Source organism: Paenibacillus sp. FSL H8-0122 (assembly GCF_038005345.1).
GTDB lineage: Bacteria > Bacillota > Bacilli > Paenibacillales > Paenibacillaceae > Paenibacillus_AQ.
The window spans coordinates 3,215,469-3,230,455 of the sequence record NZ_JBBOTB010000001.1 but is presented as its reverse complement, the minus strand read 5'-3'; the positions used below and the strand labels follow the sequence as shown (position 1 = coordinate 3,230,455).

Annotated in this window: 20 protein-coding genes; 14 read left to right on the top strand and 6 right to left on the bottom strand. The window is 51.7% G+C overall.

Features of this window, described 5'->3' with window-relative positions:
• Positions 1-8: 8 nt before the first annotated feature.
• Positions 9-455, bottom strand: a complete 447-nt coding sequence (locus tag NSS64_RS14165) for an OsmC family protein (protein WP_340941110.1) — start codon at positions 453-455, stop codon at positions 9-11.
• A 217-nt stretch (positions 456-672) separates the two neighbouring features.
• Positions 673-1,584 (bottom strand): sulfurtransferase, encoded by a 912-nt coding sequence (locus NSS64_RS14160; RefSeq protein WP_341140513.1) that lies wholly within the window; start codon positions 1,582-1,584, stop codon positions 673-675.
• 166 nt (positions 1,585-1,750) lie between these two features.
• Between NSS64_RS14160 and NSS64_RS14155 the strand changes: the two genes are divergently transcribed.
• Positions 1,751-2,686 carry a phosphotransferase enzyme family protein gene (locus tag NSS64_RS14155; RefSeq protein ID WP_341140512.1) on the top strand — a complete coding sequence of 312 codons (936 nt, stop codon included), beginning with the start codon at positions 1,751-1,753 and terminating at the stop codon, positions 2,684-2,686.
• Positions 2,687-2,726: 40 nt separating this feature from the next.
• Here the strand turns inward: NSS64_RS14155 and NSS64_RS14150 are convergent, their stop codons facing one another.
• From NSS64_RS14150 to NSS64_RS14140, 3 genes are all read right to left on the bottom strand, one after another.
• The gene (locus tag NSS64_RS14150) at positions 2,727-3,662 is read right to left on the bottom strand and encodes an aminoglycoside phosphotransferase family protein (protein ID WP_341140511.1); all 936 of its coding nucleotides are present in this window, start codon (positions 3,660-3,662) and stop codon (positions 2,727-2,729) included.
• 76 nt (positions 3,663-3,738) lie between these two features.
• Positions 3,739-4,407 carry a hypothetical protein gene (locus NSS64_RS14145; RefSeq protein WP_341140510.1) on the bottom strand — a complete coding sequence of 223 codons (669 nt, stop codon included), beginning with the start codon at positions 4,405-4,407 and terminating at the stop codon, positions 3,739-3,741.
• A gap of 348 nt (positions 4,408-4,755) precedes the next feature.
• Positions 4,756-5,127 carry a hypothetical protein gene (locus NSS64_RS14140; RefSeq protein ID WP_340941105.1) on the bottom strand — a complete coding sequence of 124 codons (372 nt, stop codon included), beginning with the start codon at positions 5,125-5,127 and terminating at the stop codon, positions 4,756-4,758.
• Positions 5,128-5,413: 286 nt separating this feature from the next.
• Between NSS64_RS14140 and NSS64_RS14135 the strand changes: the two genes are divergently transcribed.
• The 5 genes from NSS64_RS14135 to NSS64_RS14115 are packed head-to-tail and all read left to right on the top strand — an operon-like array spanning position 5,414 to position 8,945.
• Complete coding sequence (locus tag NSS64_RS14135; protein ID WP_340992712.1) at positions 5,414-6,388, top strand: ABC transporter ATP-binding protein; 975 nt, start codon at positions 5,414-5,416, stop codon at positions 6,386-6,388.
• Positions 6,381-7,127: an ABC transporter permease gene (locus tag NSS64_RS14130; RefSeq protein WP_341140509.1), complete on the top strand. Its 747-nt coding sequence runs from the start codon at positions 6,381-6,383 to the stop codon at positions 7,125-7,127. Before NSS64_RS14135 ends, NSS64_RS14130 begins: the two co-directional genes overlap by 8 nt.
• Positions 7,127-7,510 carry a GntR family transcriptional regulator gene (locus NSS64_RS14125; protein WP_341140508.1) on the top strand — a complete coding sequence of 128 codons (384 nt, stop codon included), beginning with the start codon at positions 7,127-7,129 and terminating at the stop codon, positions 7,508-7,510. The genes NSS64_RS14130 and NSS64_RS14125 overlap by 1 nt, the downstream gene beginning before the upstream one ends.
• Before the next feature lie 5 nt (positions 7,511-7,515).
• Positions 7,516-8,217 (top strand): ABC transporter ATP-binding protein, encoded by a 702-nt coding sequence (locus NSS64_RS14120; protein ID WP_341140507.1) that lies wholly within the window; start codon positions 7,516-7,518, stop codon positions 8,215-8,217.
• Positions 8,211-8,945, top strand: coding sequence for a hypothetical protein (locus tag NSS64_RS14115; protein ID WP_341140506.1), 735 nt, complete (start codon positions 8,211-8,213; stop codon positions 8,943-8,945). The genes NSS64_RS14120 and NSS64_RS14115 overlap by 7 nt, the downstream gene beginning before the upstream one ends.
• Positions 8,946-9,026: 81 nt before the next feature.
• Here the strand turns inward: NSS64_RS14115 and NSS64_RS14110 are convergent, their stop codons facing one another.
• Positions 9,027-9,302 (bottom strand): PilZ domain-containing protein, encoded by a 276-nt coding sequence (locus NSS64_RS14110; RefSeq protein ID WP_235218399.1) that lies wholly within the window; start codon positions 9,300-9,302, stop codon positions 9,027-9,029.
• Positions 9,303-9,550: 248 nt separating this feature from the next.
• On the opposite strand from NSS64_RS14110, the gene NSS64_RS14105 reads away from it, so the two are divergent.
• From NSS64_RS14105 to NSS64_RS14070, 8 genes are all read left to right on the top strand, one after another.
• Positions 9,551-10,156: a pentapeptide repeat-containing protein gene (locus tag NSS64_RS14105; protein ID WP_340941098.1), complete on the top strand. Its 606-nt coding sequence runs from the start codon at positions 9,551-9,553 to the stop codon at positions 10,154-10,156.
• Between the two features lie 154 nt (positions 10,157-10,310).
• Positions 10,311-11,942 carry a diguanylate cyclase domain-containing protein gene (locus NSS64_RS14100; protein WP_340941097.1) on the top strand — a complete coding sequence of 544 codons (1,632 nt, stop codon included), beginning with the start codon at positions 10,311-10,313 and terminating at the stop codon, positions 11,940-11,942.
• 414 nt (positions 11,943-12,356) lie between these two features.
• A complete protein-coding gene (locus NSS64_RS14095; RefSeq protein WP_245368211.1) occupies positions 12,357-12,437 on the top strand; it encodes a YjcZ family sporulation protein in 81 nt (26 codons plus the stop codon).
• Positions 12,438-12,602: 165 nt separating this feature from the next.
• Positions 12,603-13,406: a glycoside hydrolase family 73 protein gene (locus NSS64_RS14090; RefSeq protein ID WP_341140505.1), complete on the top strand. Its 804-nt coding sequence runs from the start codon at positions 12,603-12,605 to the stop codon at positions 13,404-13,406.
• A gap of 5 nt (positions 13,407-13,411) precedes the next feature.
• The gene (locus NSS64_RS14085; RefSeq protein ID WP_341140504.1) at positions 13,412-13,693 is read left to right on the top strand and encodes a holin; all 282 of its coding nucleotides are present in this window, start codon (positions 13,412-13,414) and stop codon (positions 13,691-13,693) included.
• A gap of 114 nt (positions 13,694-13,807) precedes the next feature.
• Positions 13,808-14,230, top strand: coding sequence for a hypothetical protein (locus NSS64_RS14080; RefSeq protein WP_341140503.1), 423 nt, complete (start codon positions 13,808-13,810; stop codon positions 14,228-14,230).
• A 152-nt stretch (positions 14,231-14,382) separates the two neighbouring features.
• Positions 14,383-14,517 carry a YjcZ family sporulation protein gene (locus NSS64_RS14075; RefSeq protein ID WP_209873522.1) on the top strand — a complete coding sequence of 45 codons (135 nt, stop codon included), beginning with the start codon at positions 14,383-14,385 and terminating at the stop codon, positions 14,515-14,517.
• A 176-nt stretch (positions 14,518-14,693) separates the two neighbouring features.
• Positions 14,694-14,945, top strand: a complete 252-nt coding sequence (locus NSS64_RS14070) for a YjcQ family protein (RefSeq protein ID WP_340941093.1) — start codon at positions 14,694-14,696, stop codon at positions 14,943-14,945.
• Positions 14,946-14,987 lie beyond the last annotated feature (42 nt).

The following is a 14,987-nucleotide window of genomic DNA, read 5'->3' as shown; positions in this document are numbered from 1 at the left end:
TCGGTCGCTTAGCTCTCGATAATTATACTGTCCAGTTTGAGATTAACCGGATATGCAAGGGTATCTCCAACTGGGCATTTGCTTTCCAGGAACCGTACAAATTCTTCAACCTGTTCTTTGGGCGAATCTGTTTTGATTCGGAATGTATACCGAATGTCAGAATAGCCCGGACGTACCTCCGACCTGTTGAAAAAGCCATCCAGGTCAAGATCGCCTTCTACTTCCACGAAGAAATCCTTGAGGTTCACGCCGAATTTAGGCGCATACACTCTGGCCACGATAGACTGACATGCTCCCAGCGAGGCCAGCAAAGCTTCGACCGGATTCATTCCGGTATCGGTTCCGCCCAAGCTTTTGGGCTCATCGATAATAAACTCAAAGCTTCGGGAGGCTACTTTCACTTGGACTCCGTCTTGCAAATGCGCAGATGCTTTAAAGGTTTGGAGAGCGGCCATTTTTTAAGTCTCCTTTTGTAGTTTAGTTAATATTAAATCGCACTAATCCGCTGTGATTATTTTAATTTGGATGCAGCACACTGTCAATCCTTAAATTACTAACTTGTCGAACTCAGGAACCGCGCGCGCGAAAATGCCAAAAAAGGGCCGTGGGCAGCCTGCCTCCCGGCAACCTGTCACAGCCCCAAAACCCGCATCCGGCGCGGTCTATCGGCTCTTACTCGTCTCCAGCCGCCACCGGGTTATCTTCATAGCTGATCCAGTCACTCCAGCTCCCCGCATACAGCCGCACCTTCGTGTATCCGGCCTTCTCCAGCGCCAGTATATTCGGGCAGGCTGTAACACCTGAGCCGCAGTAGACGATGATCTCGCGGTCTTTGTCGAGTCCGTCAAAATGCTCCTCAAGTTGCTCCGCGTTCTTGAAGCTGCCGTCTGCATTCTGCGTATCTTTCCAGAAGTAGTTCAGGGCGCCCGGAATATGTCCGGCCTTTTTGTCCAAGGTCTCGTTCAGCCCGCGGTAGCGGTCATTCGCGCGGGAGTCGATCAGAACGGGAAGAGCGCTAGGTGAGGATGATACACCTGTGCCATCATTCGTCTGGACCTCAGCTTTTGCAATCGTTCCAGCACCTACCGTTTGCTCCGAAATCTCCCGCACCTCTTCAACTCCCGCCAGCATCTGCGGCTGAACATTTGCCACGAATGAGCTGGGCACGCGAATCGGCTGATGATCTGTTACCGGATATTTATCCTCTTTCCACTGGCTGAAGCCGCCCTCCAGAATGAAGACCTGCTCATGCCCGAGGTAGCGCAGCAGCCACCACAGACGGGCGGCATTCATGCCGTTCTCATCATCATAAGCGACAATCCGTGAACCGTTGCCGATGCCGAGCTTGGATAGCCGGGATGCCAGCACTTGCGTGTCGGGAAGGGGGTGTCGTCCGCCATGCCCGCCTGCAGGAGCAGACAGGTCGAGTTCCAAATCGAGATAGACCGCGCCGGGAATATGCTCTTTATTATAACGTTCTTTGCCCTCCTGAGGCTTGCCCAAGGTGAACCGGCAGTCTACGATGGTCTGTTCCGGCTCATAGAGTCTGGCTAGCAGCCAGCGTTTGCTTACAGTAGAGTCCATAGGTATACCATCCTTTGCTAGTGTTATATGGTGTCTATTATAGCGGATAATTCGTTGCCCGTATAACGGTACGGCTGGCTGATCATTTGACACGGTCCTGATCTGATTCTACAATGGCTGGATACATAACCTACTATGAAAGGGGCATAAGCCTACGGAAGACATCGTGAGTCAGGTCTGGCCTGAATGGAAGGGAACCTTGCACAAACGGAGCGGGGGCTGGAATAACACCACTTATTTCGTGGAGAGCGGGGATCGCCGTGCGGTGCTGCGTATCTATGACACACATAAGAACAGGAAAAAAATAGAATTCGAACATACGGTGCTGCTGAAGCTGGCCGCTGCGGGTCTGCCGTTCAGTACACCTCTTCCGATCCGAACTGCCAGTGGAGAGACCTTGGTTCAACTTGAAGAGAGCGGGAAATTCGCCTGCTTGTTTGCTTACATCGAAGGGGAATCCCCGTCCGGGCAAGATGCGGATTACTATGAGTCTTTTGGAGAAGCGGCAGGCATCTTGTCCGCTGTACTGGCTGAGATCGATACGGGCATCCCGTCCGTATACCGTCCGTACTACGAGCTGCGGACCTCCTATCCGCTATGCACCCGTGAAGCGCTGCATGGTCTGGTGACGGACACGCCCGAGTCTCTGAAGGAGCTGCTGCCGGAGCTTACCCTATTAGTGGAGGCCTACGACAATGTGGCTGACTCGCTGGAACAGCTTCAGAGCCTGCCGCATCAGCTGGTGCACGGCGATCTGAATGCTTCCAACCTGCTGGTGGATGAAGCGGATACGGCCCGGGTGACGGCGCTGCTGGATTTTGAATTCTGCACCCGGGATGTACGGGTTATGGATGCTGCTGTAATCCTGTCGGCCTTGCTCAGTCATGAGGACTCGGAGCGGATCATCCGTGATTTCTGGAGGGGTTATAACAGCAAAGTTACGCTGACTCCCGAAGAACTGGCGACTATTCCAGTGCTTATGCTCCTGCGCAAGATAGACGTATTTCTGCATTTTGTCACCCGCTACTGGGAAGGGACCGATGAAGTGAATGTCCTGCAGCAGCAGGTGAGGGAGCTGGCGGCAGAGGTAGCTGCTATGTAGGCGGGAAGCTGCATGGAACTTGCACTGCCTTCAAGCTTCCTTACAGGAAAAGCTGCTGATTATGTATTCTTTTCATAAGCTCTCTGCCGGATCGGACGACTTCGGGCTGATGATTGTGAGTACCCCAGCTGATGTCGCCGAGGGCCATTTTGATGCAGCATATTTGTATTTCAGCAGACTGTTCCTTAAGCACTTCAGGTCCATACCCTGCAAAATAGGCATCTCTGGCAGACGGATGATCTATGAAATATCTGGCGAACAGAATGGAGAAGTTGTCCATATCCAGCCCCCACAACATATTCTCGAAGTCAATCATACCTGTCAAAATCCCCTGGTCATCCACCAGCCAGTTGCCTGGTGTGGAGTCCCAGCTAATAGGCACAGGTCTGCTGTGCCGAAAGATATGAACGTTCTGAAGTGCCCAATCGGTTAACCTTAGTTCATAGGCCTGCAGCAGTCCCCCATCAACACATTGAGAAGTTAAGTCCTGAATTGCATCAGCAATATACTGCACCGGGTCAGCGTGGTGACTTAGCTCTATCGGGTTTCCATATTGATCGGGGCGGCCGAACCAGCGGCCTGTCTGCGATAGATGCAGAATCTTTGTTAACTCACCAGCCTTATAATAAGCGGCTTCAGCAGCACTTGGGCTTAGTGCCGTCTCTCTCATAATGAACCCGTCGATTGCTGTAATTAATATAGCCTGCCAATCCTCCCCCTCGTAAGCAGCAATTAGCTCAGGTACATACGGTTTCAATTGACCTATCCAGTGACGGTATGCATAGACTTCCGGGTGCCATCTCTGTTTGCGGCTGTACGTTTTTAAGTAATAACATTTAGAGTCCTGATCGGATTGCAGCTTCCAGACCCCGGTTCTCACACTATTCAGCCTGTAGTTTGCCAAGACCTGAAAGCTGCCAATGTTAGACTGAACCTGCTCGTACAACGCTGTTGGATGGATATCCAGTGGCTTCATATTCTGGTGGTCCTCCTCGTGGAATGCCATATTTACCATAATACACCTTCTGGCGCGATTGTGCGGCCTTAAGCCTTCACTCCAGCCAGCCCTCCGCTGTACGGATATTAATAATTCTGCGGGAGGCCGGGAGATAGCGGAGGGCGGTTATGTGCGGCTCGTAAGCCAAAATAAGGCTATTCATATAGCCGTTTACACGGAATCTTCCCTGGTTCGAGGTGTCTACGACGAGCGTGCAGCTGCTGTTGGGCCCACAGCTTTTGTAGGTGTTGGTAATCTGGACAGGCTTCTCGGTGAAGCGGCTGCTTGTCCAATACTGCACCAGATCGGCTGACTGCTGTGGAGCCTGGAAGACCAGGGTAAGCAGCAGCAGGACGGCAGCGGGCCAATTCAAGAAACTGAAGTAATAGAAGAAACGGTAGCCGCCTTTGAATTTATCTTTGGCTCTGACCGTAATGACGTACAGCTTCAAGGTTAACAGGATGCCAGTGAGCCACAGCAGCGCAGCTTGCACGGTTTTGGCCGTAATCAGCCCCTGCTGCACCCCAAGTCCCAAGGCTGTGACATAATAGCGGTCAGCAAACGCCAGTGTGTATAAGGCAAGAGCCCCTACAGCCAGGAGCCAGAAATACTTTTGGAAAAACGGCTTGAGATGCTGCTGCGCAGTATTCTTCACCGGCCGGGAGGGGGCAGGGCCTGGCGCGCCCGAGTTCAATTTTGTACTGGAAAATTTAGATAGTCGCAATTTGATCTTCTCCTTGATGTAGTTCTTAACTATTTAAGACACACTAAAGAAATTTACAAAAAGCAAAAAGAAGCGGAGGGGAAATTTGGAACTGTAGGAGCGGTAGCGACCGCCTTTGTGTTTGAATTTCTACCGCTAACAGTGGTTTTAATCAGGAAAATTCAAACACAACAGCGGCCGGAGGTCCAAATGTTCACCGCAGCGACGATCAAGCTTTGAGTTCTAATCTTAAGTGAGTCTTTAATAATAGTTTTTCCATGATTACCCGTATTCTAATCTATTGAACACAACAGGGCACACTCCGGCTGGGCGATACCGGAGGGTGCCCTGTTCAGCGTGCGTATTCTGTTAGATTAAGCGGTAGCCTGCAGGAAGATCCCCGCTGCTGCGGATACGGCGGATCTGGTCCAGCGTCAGTCTCTGGTTGGTAGAGATGATCGATTCTACGTCATTGCCGGAAATGAAGTCATCCAGATCACGGATGCTGTGGTTGCCGCGAAGCACGCGGAAGCTGCCTCTGAAGCGGGTTCTGCTGAACAGAACGAGTGTAGCATTGCTGCTGGTGGAGAAGAAGCGGAGGCTTTCGATGCCATCCAGAATATTGTCCGTATCGCGGATACCGAGATTGCCTCTGTAGATTCTGCTTCTTCCCCGGAAGTTTTCTTCACTATACACTGTGAGTCTAGGATAAGTCTGCGAGATATGAACCTCTTTGTTCATGTGTATTCCTCCTTGAAGCGGTTTTGGCAAAAGCAGCATGATACTGCCACCTGCAATACTATTCTATGTATGCTGATAGAGATTGGTATGGTTAGAACCCCTGCACGGATAGCCTGTTTACATAGTGCTTCAGGAAATTTTTCACAAACCTGCTTTACAAACCAAAACCACTAGTGTACTATTTAACTAACACACCAATACAACGATGAGCATACACCTGTTTCAGCTCAGCAACAACCTGTGGAATTGCTATTCCACCCATACCTATCTTCACAAGGAGGCTGTCATGAATTCAACCGCTCTTAAGGCTCAGGGGCCGTCTGGCCCGGCGCAAGAACAAACCGTCCTGGAAATGCAGGGCGTCAGTAAAGTGATTAAAGGTAAGGCCATTGTAGATAACCTAAGCTTCAAGATTCAGAAGGGAGAGATCGTCGGGCTGCTGGGACCAAACGGCGCCGGCAAAACGACCACCATCCGGATGATGACCGGACTGATCCGCATGAGCGGAGGGGATGTTCTGATTCACGGGCACAGCATCCGCAAGGATTTCAAGCAGGCGATCTCACAGATCGGGGCGATTATTGAGAATCCCGAGTTCTATCCGCATATGAGCGGGTACGATAACCTGCTGCAATATTTACGTATGAGTGACGGAGCCGGGGCATCGCGGATCAAGGAGGTCGTGGAGCTGGTGGGACTGCAGGAGGCGATGAACAAGAAGGTTCGGGCCTACTCACTCGGTATGCGCCAGCGTCTGGGGATTGCTCAGGCCTTGCTCCACTCGCCGAAGCTGCTCATTCTGGATGAGCCGACCAACGGGCTGGACCCCGCCGGCATCCGGGAGATGCGCGACTATATGCGGAGAATAGCAGAGGTAGAGGGCATTGCCATTCTAATCTCCAGTCATATGCTGGCCGAGATTGAACAGATCTGCCACCGTGCGGTGGTCATTCAGAACGGCAAGCTTGTAACGGTGACACAGCTAACGGAAGTGCCAGAGGCGCAGAGTGAGGTAGCGCTTGCTATCCGGGTAGACAAGATTGAAGCTGCACGGACTGTGGCCGGAGCCCTGCAGGGCGTCAAAGTCACTGGAGCGGATGAAGCCCATTCCGAGCTGCATGTGCAGCTGCCGGATGGAGCCGTACCGGAGCTGGTGGCGGCACTTAGCGAAGCCAAGGTCGGCATATACCGGATTACTGAGAATAGACAAAGTCTGGAAGAGGATTTCCTGAAATGGACAGGGGGCAACCGCATTGCGTAAATTTAATCTGCTTGTGCTGAATGAATGGCTCAAAATATCGAAGAAACGCAGCAATATCATTCCTTATGTCATCCTGCTGGTGCTGTCGCTGGCAGTGGGCTATATGACTCGTACATTTGCCGCAGATATGTATGCTTCAGCGGCGGATTTTACAGCGGATTCCCTTCAGCCCAGAGGCATTGGCCAGCTTCTGGCCATCCTGATCATCGTCGGGACGGCGGGAATTGTATCCAGGGAATACAACCAGGGAACGATCAAATTTCTGCTGATCCGTGCCCGCAGCCGCACGGCGATTCTGGCTTCCAAATATGTAACTGTACTGCTCTATACACTTAGCATGCAGGTAGTTGCGACGGTGGGGCTTTTTCTCTCAGGAGCGGTCTTCTTCGGACTCAGCGGAGGGGAAGCGGGAATCAGTGAGATCCTTACTTCGCTGCTGTATTCAACTGTCTACTGCACCGTCTACGCTACGATCGGGTTCATGCTGGGGATTCTGACGAAATCAACGGGCGTAACGATCGGGGCGACCATCTTCGCCACCACTATTGATAAGCTGGTTATTTCCCGTGATTTCTACAAATATGTGTTGTTCCCTAATCTAAATCTTGCAGCCTATCAGGATGGCGGGGCACCGATGCAGGGAATGACACTGAGCTTCTCCATTATCCTGCTGTGCATCTACATGGCGCTGTTCCTGCTTGCAGGCTTCGCCGTCTTCAGACGCAGGGATGTTGCTTGATGGTGATCGAATTCGATAATAACCAGCCGATTTATCTCCAGATCATGAATTACATCAAGGGAGAGATTATCACCGGCAAGCTGAAGCCTGGAGATAAGATTCCTTCTGTCCGTGAATTGGCCGCTGAACTGCAGATTAACCCGAATACCGTGCAAAGAACATTTCAGGAACTGGAGCGTGAGACCATCGTGGAGACCCGCCGCGGTATGGGCAGATATGTGACCGGAAGCGAAGAGACGATTCTGACCATCAAGAAGGAGATGGCACGAGAGGTGCTGGACCGTTTTATCCGCGGAATGCAGGAGCTTGGCTTCCAGGGCGAAGATATACTAACTGCAGTGGCAGAGAACATTCACCAGCGGGACCAAGAACAGGGGGAGTAAGAAGAGTGGACGATATAGTTGACATTCAGAATGTAAGCAAACAGTTTGGCCACAGACAGGCGCTGAACCAAGTCTCCTTCAAGCTGGGCAGCGGCACCATCACCGGCCTTCTGGGAAGCAACGGCAGCGGCAAAAGCACGCTCATGAAGCTGATCGCCGGACTCGCCTGGCCCGGATCGGGCCGGATCTCAGTCCTCGGGGTGCCCGTGGGCGTAGAGAGTAAGAAGCTCGTCTCCTTCATGCCGGATGTGCCGGTAACGGAGTCATGGATGAATATCGGGGATGCGCTGAGATTCCAGCAGGATTTCTACCCGGATTTCGATCAGGCCAAGGCGCTGCGGATGCTGGATTTCATGAATCTGCGTACAGCGGATAAGGTGCGGACGTTATCCAAAGGAATGAACGAACGCCTGCAGCTGACATTAGCGCTCTCCCGCCGGGCCAGATTATATCTGCTGGATGAGCCGATTGGAGGCGTTGATCCGGTGGCCAGAACTAAGATTTTGAATGCGCTGATGGAGTTCTATGAAGAGGACAGCAGCATTCTGCTCTCCACCCATCTGGTGACGGATATCGAACGGATCTTTGATGAGGTGATTTTCCTGAAGGAGGGGGAGGTTGTACTGCATCGTCCGGTGGAGGAGCTTAGACAAGAGCATGGGAAGAGTGTAGATGAGCTGTTCAGAGAGGTGTTTGCCGAATGCTGAAGCTATTAAAATATGATCTTAAACGCAGAAAGGAACGCATTCTCGTCTTCATTGTAATTGCGTTACTCGCGCAGACCGGGCTGTGGATCTCCAGTGCAAAGGTAGACGTAAACCTGGCCTCCCTGAACCTGGCTGTATACTGCATACTGGCCATTTCGATGATATTTATAGCGGTCACCGGATATTTCCGTAATCTTAAATCCTATCAGCGGCGGCTTCTGCCGGTTACTGCGCTGCAGACGGTCCTGTCTCCCATGCTGCTGGCGCTGCTGCTGATTGGGGTGGTGATCCTCCTCGGTCTGGCCCATCTGGGGATCTACGAGCTGCTGTACACGATGGATTTCCTGCCCGGTAATCTGCTGACGGCTGGCCTCCGCGCATTGCTGCAATCGGTCTGGTCATCCTTATTTCTAATGGTGATGGTGATGTTTTCCTTTACAGTAGCCTTTAGTCTGCGTATGAAGGGGAGAATCTGGATTGGCGTAGCCCTTCTGGTCACGCTGGAGAATGTATTTGGTTATCTGGAGAAGTTTCTCTTCGACAGCTATTTCAGCGGTCTGGATAATGCCTTTAACTTCGAGATTTACCCTGGAAGACTCCAGTCCGGTAGTGATTTCACTATACAGTATCTTCCATTCAATGAAGGGGCGCTGCTGTTTGAAGTGGCGGTGGTCTGCCTGATGGTCTATGGAATGGTTACGCTGGTGAGGAGAAGAATCGAAGTGTAAAAGATACGTTCCTATTTCACGCAAGCAAGGCTCCTAATCAGCCTTGCTTGCGTTTGTGTGCATCAATAAGGCGAGGGATAGCTATAAGCCTTGCGCGCTTCTTCCGCTGGTCCAGAGCTCCAGCTCCCGCAGCAGCTGTTCTTCCTCGTCTTCCTGCAGGTCCAGCCTTACCCCGTACTGGTATTGCCCCAGGCCGAACATCCAGCCCCAGCGGACACTGCCTTCATACTGCAGCTTCTCTTCCGCCAGCTGAAAATGAATAATCAGCTTCGTATCCCCTGCGGTGAAGCGGAGGTTCAGCGACGTGCGGACCTTACAGCCGGAGCGGCTAAGGTCAAGCAGAATACCTTCAGTCAATTTTCCCGCTCCCGGTCCCGAATTACTGGCGGGAATTTCAAGCCAGCAATCGATGGGCTGGTTCATTACATATCGGAATGGTTCTTTTCTGCTGGAGTCATCCATCATTTACCTCCGCTATTTTATTTGCTATTATATCGAAACGGCTACACTTGGACAATCTCCTAAAGTAGTATATTTAAAGAATAATATAGTATCTGTTATACCATACCTTTGCTCCAATACCCAGATAAAGAGGTGCTTAAACTATGTATCAATACCATAATGAAACCTTTAATGAACATAATTTTGATTACGCAGCATTGCAGGATGGAGAAATAAACGGCTGCACCTTTGAGCGCTGCTCCTTTCGGGGAGCTTCTATGGAAGAGATGACCTCCACTGGCTGCAGGTTTGTCGATTGCGATTTCACTGGTGCCCTGCTGAATGCTTCGCTGCACACGGATGGCGCGTTCACCAACTGCAAGTTCACCGGAGCCAATCTGTTCGTGGCGAAGTTCGAGAACTGCAAGATGGTCGGATCGGATTTCGCCAATGCCTATATGGACGGTATTACACTGAGCGGAGGGGACTGGGCCTATACGAATCTGCGCCATCTGAATCTCAGCAGGCAGGATCTGCGGGGCATCCGGTTCACCGAGGCAGACATGCAGGGCTGCGATTTGCAAAAGGCGGATCTGCGCGGGGCGGATTTAAGCCGGGTGCAGCTTGCGCAGTGCAAGCTTACAGGGGCCGATCTGCGTGACGCCAAGCTGGAGGGGATTGACCTGAAGAGTCTGGATCTCAAAGGAGTGCGGCTGGATGTGGAGCAGGCTGTGCTACTGGCCCGTTCCATGGGAGCGAAGGTAGGGTAACGACTCAAGAAAAAACGGCGGTGTGCCGGAAAGCTGTATTATATTTCTGCCGGACTCTTCCGATAAAGAAATATCGACCCATTTCGACATGTTGCCGCAAGATATCTTCAGTGGTCGGAAGCATGAACAAGGTCATCGGAAGAGGAGAGTGTACATGTCATTAAGTCTTCGTACTTTATTTTCAACAGCATTTGCGGTTATTATCATTCTGATCACGGCTATTCTCAGCTATGTCATCGGCAACCGCTCCACCACTTCTGTGGAAGTCAGTATCGGCAGCTCCCTGGCCGCAGAGGCCAATCAAATGTCCGAGAAGCTTGATCAGTTCATGTGGTCACGTTCCGGTGAAATAGAAGTTTTGAGTAAGCTGAATGCTTTTCAGGAGCCCGTTGAACAAGCAGAGGCCGGCGGATTGCTGAATCAGCTGAAGAAGAGTCTGCCGGTATTCACTTGGGTGGGCTTCCTGGATAAGACAGGGAATGTGGTTGCTTCCACGGATCGGATTCTACAAGGAACGAATATCAGCCAGAGGCCTGTCTTTCAGCAGGCGCTTAAGGGAACCTTCGTCGGGGATGTCCACGATGCGGTGCTGCTCTCTAAGCTGTTGCCTAATCCTACAGGGGAAGCCCTGCAGTTTGTTGATGTGAGTGTGCCGGTCATGGACAAGCAAGGACAGACAAGCGGCGTGCTGGCGGCACATCTTAGCTGGGAGTGGTCACGTGAGGTCGAGGCCTCCATTGTGAATCCGCTCAAGGAACGGCTTAAGGGCGTGGAGGTGTTCGTGGTCAGTAAGAAGGACGACACCATTCTATTGGGACCAGAAGCGCTCACCGGCAAAAGAATGACGGCTGCGGTCCTGCAGCAGGCCCGCAGCGGCAAGAGCTCATACGTGATCGAACAGGAGCGGGGCCGTGACTCCTATTTAACGGGATACGCCTATGGCGATGGTTACATGAACTACCCGGGCCTTGGCTGGACGGTCATTATCCGTCAGCCAGCAGACATCGCTTTTGCCTCAGTCCATCAGCTTGAACACTTCATCCTGATCAGCGGTCTGCTGACCGCTGCGGCCTTCGCACTAATCGGCTGGCTGCTGGCCGGATGGATCAGCCGACCGTTGAGGGATATCACCCGTACAGCCGACCTGCTCAGCTCCGGTGCCGATGTGGAGATCCCGGCCTCTACCCGGTTCAAGGATATGGCGATTCTGTCGGCCTCCCTGCAGGGCCTGGTGAACAACCTGACCAAGACAGAGACCAAGCTGAGCTATATGTCGGATATGGCGCTGCATGATAAGCTTACCGGCTTGCCCAACCGGGCAGCACTGGATGAGTTTTTGGCCCATGCGGTCACTAAGGCCAAGCAGAAGCGGACGACACTAAGCTTTTTGTATATGGATCTGGACGGCTTCAAAAAAGTGAACGACAGCTTCGGCCATGCGGTTGGAGATGCCTTGCTTCAGGAGGTGGCCTTCCGGCTGATGGATTGTACGCGGGACAATGAGATCGTTGCCCGGCTGGGCGGGGATGAATTCGTGATTATTCTGAATACCTCGGCGGGCAAACCGATGAAGGAAGCGGAGGTGGTGGCTTCACGGATTATCAGCAAGATCAACCAGCCGATTCTGATTAAAGGCGAGGAGCTTCGTGTAGGCTGCAGCGTAGGTGCTGCTGTATGGACTCCGGACGGCGGAGATACCACCCTGACCCTGCGGCTCGCAGACGAAGCACTGTATATCTCCAAGCGGAGCGGGAAGAACCGGATTACCTTCGAGGCGGCATCTTAGGATCAGCAATCAACAGCAGACAGCAACAACAAACAACCTTTTATCGGCAGGATGGGGATGCTTCTCTTGTGCCGGAAAAAAGGTTGTTTGATGTTGTCTCATTACGTTCAGCGTAACCGCTTACGTGGATTAGACCATCTCTTGATCCACAGAAATCCTTCGTCATCCCGGAAAAACTTAATGCCTATCCAGCTCAGCGGTGTCCAAATTTCCTTGAAATAATATGAAGGCATAGTAAATTAGTCCCTCCTATATAGTTAATTATTACTAGTTTAAGCCAGGATGGAAGATTTAACAATACTTTTTTTTACATATAAATCCCATATTGTGCGTTCGCCCAGTTTTTTTGGGACTACAGGCATATGATGTAGAGGAATCAAAGCTGGGCATGTGCGTAAGAAAGGGGGGCTTCAGATGAGTGGAGGTCTGAGAACGTCAACGGCGACCATACTGGTGTTGTTTATTTTGCTGATTATTATCCTTAGCGTATTTTAGCGGTAGGGGATATAGGGGGGGATTGAAACAGCGCCGGGGCATCCGCTCCGGCGCTGTTTGCATGCGTATAAGCCGCAGCTTACTTCCATATACATCATAACAGGGATAAGCACAGGCAGTTTGGCAGGGTGGGGCATTCAATATAGTAGGAAAGGAAGTGATGCAATGACAAGCTCCGAATTTATCTCACGGATCGCATCCTTCGCGGTAGCTGATATGAAGCGCAGCCGTATTGCAGCTTCGCTGACGATTGCCCAGGCGGCGCTGGAATCCGGCTGGGGAACGAGCGGCTTGACGCTGAAGGCTAACAATCTGTTCGGCATCAAGGGCAGCGGGCCTGCAGGCAGCCTCGCGCTTCCGACAACGGAATACAGGAACGGCCAAGCAGTACAGGTGACTGCCCAGTTCCGTTCCTATCATAACTGGGGAGAATCTATAGCGGATCATTCCGCACTGATTACCGGGGGAGTATCCTGGAACCCCAAGCTGTACAGCAAGGCTATTGGAGTCGACGGCAAAACAGCCGCCCGCGAGATTGCTGCTGCAGGCTACGCAACGGACCCGGGTTATGCGTCCAAGCTGATTCAGATTATGGATTCCTATAACCTGTATCAATATGACGAGCTGAAGGAGGATGAAGAGATGTCGGCTGAAGATAAACAAAAAATTGCGGCGCTGGAAACCGAGCTGCGGGAACTGAAGGAGCTGCTGGCAGGGCTGTCTGTCAGCAGAGATACACTGAAGGCCGGCGTTCAAGAGCAAGGCCAAGCCATTAAAGGCGTCGCGGAACGTCTGGCTGTCATTGAGGGCCGTACAGTAATGAATGTGCCGGCCTGGGCTGAGCCTGCGGTACAGGTAGCGTCTGCCGCCGGTCTGCTGGATACGCCGTCAGGAGGCAGCTATGATTTCTACCGGCTGCTGACCGTATTGAACCGCGCTGGTCTGCTGGTTACAAGCAAAGGGGTGTAGCCGTTATGTACTACGATGCACTTAACAATGTACTAGCTTTTGCATCCGTATTGGCGGTATTCGTCATGGCGCTGGTCCAGCTCGTCAAGAACAGCGTTAATCTTCCGCGCAACGTGGTTCCTGCGGTGGGGCTGGCCATCGGCCTGCTGGTAGGAGCGGCTGCATACCCTTTTACAGACATGGATCTCATTCTTCGTCTATGGGCCGGAGGCCTGGCCGGATTATCGGCAACGGGACTGTTTGAACTGGCGTTCAATAAGCGGAGCGGGACTACCAAAGAAGAATAGGACAGCACCGGCTACTTGAAAGAAAATAAAATAGGGTGAAAGAAATGGGGATTACATCCAATCAGTTTGGTAGGAACGCTAATATACTAGTAAAGAAGAAAGGAGGTGCTTGATATGGGAACTTATGTTGATGGTAGAACCTCACAGAATGCTAGTTTTGCCAACTCTATTGCAATACCTATCCTGGTAATTAATACTCCGCAGCTCTTCGGGCAAATTGGGCTGATCACTGCAGGGGTAGGCGCGAATCCTCGCGTAATCCTAAAAGGAACCATTTCGCTGCAGCTTCCGCTTGCGCTGCTGGGTATAACTGTAACGATTGTCAGAGGAACGCTGCCAACGGACCCGCTGGTGTATTCCGCAACTTCAACTTTCAATCTTAGTGTTCTGGCTCCACAGGTTATCACCTTCTCTGCGGATGATTTCCTGCCGACGATTACTCCGCAGTTAACCTATACTGCATTTGTCAGTTCGAACCTGCTTGGTACAGTTCGTGTAGGTCCGGAGAGCTTCGATGGAATCCTGGTATCCGATTAAGCAATAGCATGGGACATCCTGGGCTGCCCGCAAGGACGGGCGGGCAGGATGCCCTTGTACATACGCCCCAAATTATGTCCGTTTCGCCCAATCTGATAAGGCTGCTTACTCATATGCTGTTCTGTAGTCAACAATATGAAGGAGGTAATCTCATGGGTGCAGATTGCGGATATGGTGGCAATGTAGGCGGCGTGAATACTTGTGGAGTAAGTCCTTGGACATCGACAGGCGCGATTCTGGTTCTTTATATCCTGCTCGTTATTATTCTGAGTGCCTGCTTCTACTAGGAGATCCAATCAGTCAGCGCAGTCCCGGCAATCCGGGACTGCGCTTGTTGCAGGTGCAGGATGGACAAGCTTTGCTGCATGACGGTGAATTTAAATTCGCCTTGCCCCGAATGGATGTGCGATAATAGAAGTCATTGTCTTCAGGGCAATTAGTGCTGGCATGAAAGAGGTGTACGATGGAAGAGAAGGAAAAGATATATGCTATCCTCAAGCGGATTGAAGCGGAACAGGCGGTTAATCAGGAGGTAATGGAACTTGAAGCTGAGGCCTTCGCGGATATTATGGAGGAGCTTATCGACAGCCGGATGGTGGAGAATATTAAGATCTCCCGATCAGGCAGCGGGATCGTGACGGTTAGAACTGCTGAAATCAAATTGACCCGGCGTGGTCATGATTTTATTTTATTGAAGGAGTCTGGCAGAATCTGAACAGAAAATAGAGGTCATTACCCGGCGCTGAAAGAGGCCGGG

Bases quoted from the DNA above. Each gene is read 5' to 3' on its own strand.
- NSS64_RS14165 (WP_340941110.1), bottom strand. From the start codon at position 455: ATGGCCGCTCTCCAAACCTTTAAAGCATCTGCGCATTTGCAAGACGGA.
- NSS64_RS14160 (WP_341140513.1), bottom strand. From the start codon at position 1,584: ATGGACTCTACTGTAAGCAAACGCTGGCTGCTAGCCAGACTCTATGAG.
- NSS64_RS14150 (WP_341140511.1), bottom strand. From the start codon at position 3,662: ATGAAGCCACTGGATATCCATCCAACAGCGTTGTACGAGCAGGTTCAG.
- NSS64_RS14140 (WP_340941105.1), bottom strand. From the start codon at position 5,127: ATGAACAAAGAGGTTCATATCTCGCAGACTTATCCTAGACTCACAGTG.
- NSS64_RS14135 (WP_340992712.1), top strand. From the start codon at position 5,414: ATGAATTCAACCGCTCTTAAGGCTCAGGGGCCGTCTGGCCCGGCGCAA.
- NSS64_RS14125 (WP_341140508.1), top strand. From the start codon at position 7,127: ATGGTGATCGAATTCGATAATAACCAGCCGATTTATCTCCAGATCATG.
- NSS64_RS14115 (WP_341140506.1), top strand. From the start codon at position 8,211: ATGCTGAAGCTATTAAAATATGATCTTAAACGCAGAAAGGAACGCATT.
- NSS64_RS14105 (WP_340941098.1), top strand. From the start codon at position 9,551: ATGTATCAATACCATAATGAAACCTTTAATGAACATAATTTTGATTAC.
- NSS64_RS14100 (WP_340941097.1), top strand. From the start codon at position 10,311: ATGTCATTAAGTCTTCGTACTTTATTTTCAACAGCATTTGCGGTTATT.
- NSS64_RS14095 (WP_245368211.1), top strand. From the start codon at position 12,357: ATGAGTGGAGGTCTGAGAACGTCAACGGCGACCATACTGGTGTTGTTT.
- NSS64_RS14090 (WP_341140505.1), top strand. From the start codon at position 12,603: ATGACAAGCTCCGAATTTATCTCACGGATCGCATCCTTCGCGGTAGCT.
- NSS64_RS14085 (WP_341140504.1), top strand. From the start codon at position 13,412: ATGTACTACGATGCACTTAACAATGTACTAGCTTTTGCATCCGTATTG.
- NSS64_RS14080 (WP_341140503.1), top strand. From the start codon at position 13,808: ATGGGAACTTATGTTGATGGTAGAACCTCACAGAATGCTAGTTTTGCC.
- NSS64_RS14075 (WP_209873522.1), top strand. From the start codon at position 14,383: ATGGGTGCAGATTGCGGATATGGTGGCAATGTAGGCGGCGTGAATACT.
- NSS64_RS14070 (WP_340941093.1), top strand. From the start codon at position 14,694: ATGGAAGAGAAGGAAAAGATATATGCTATCCTCAAGCGGATTGAAGCG.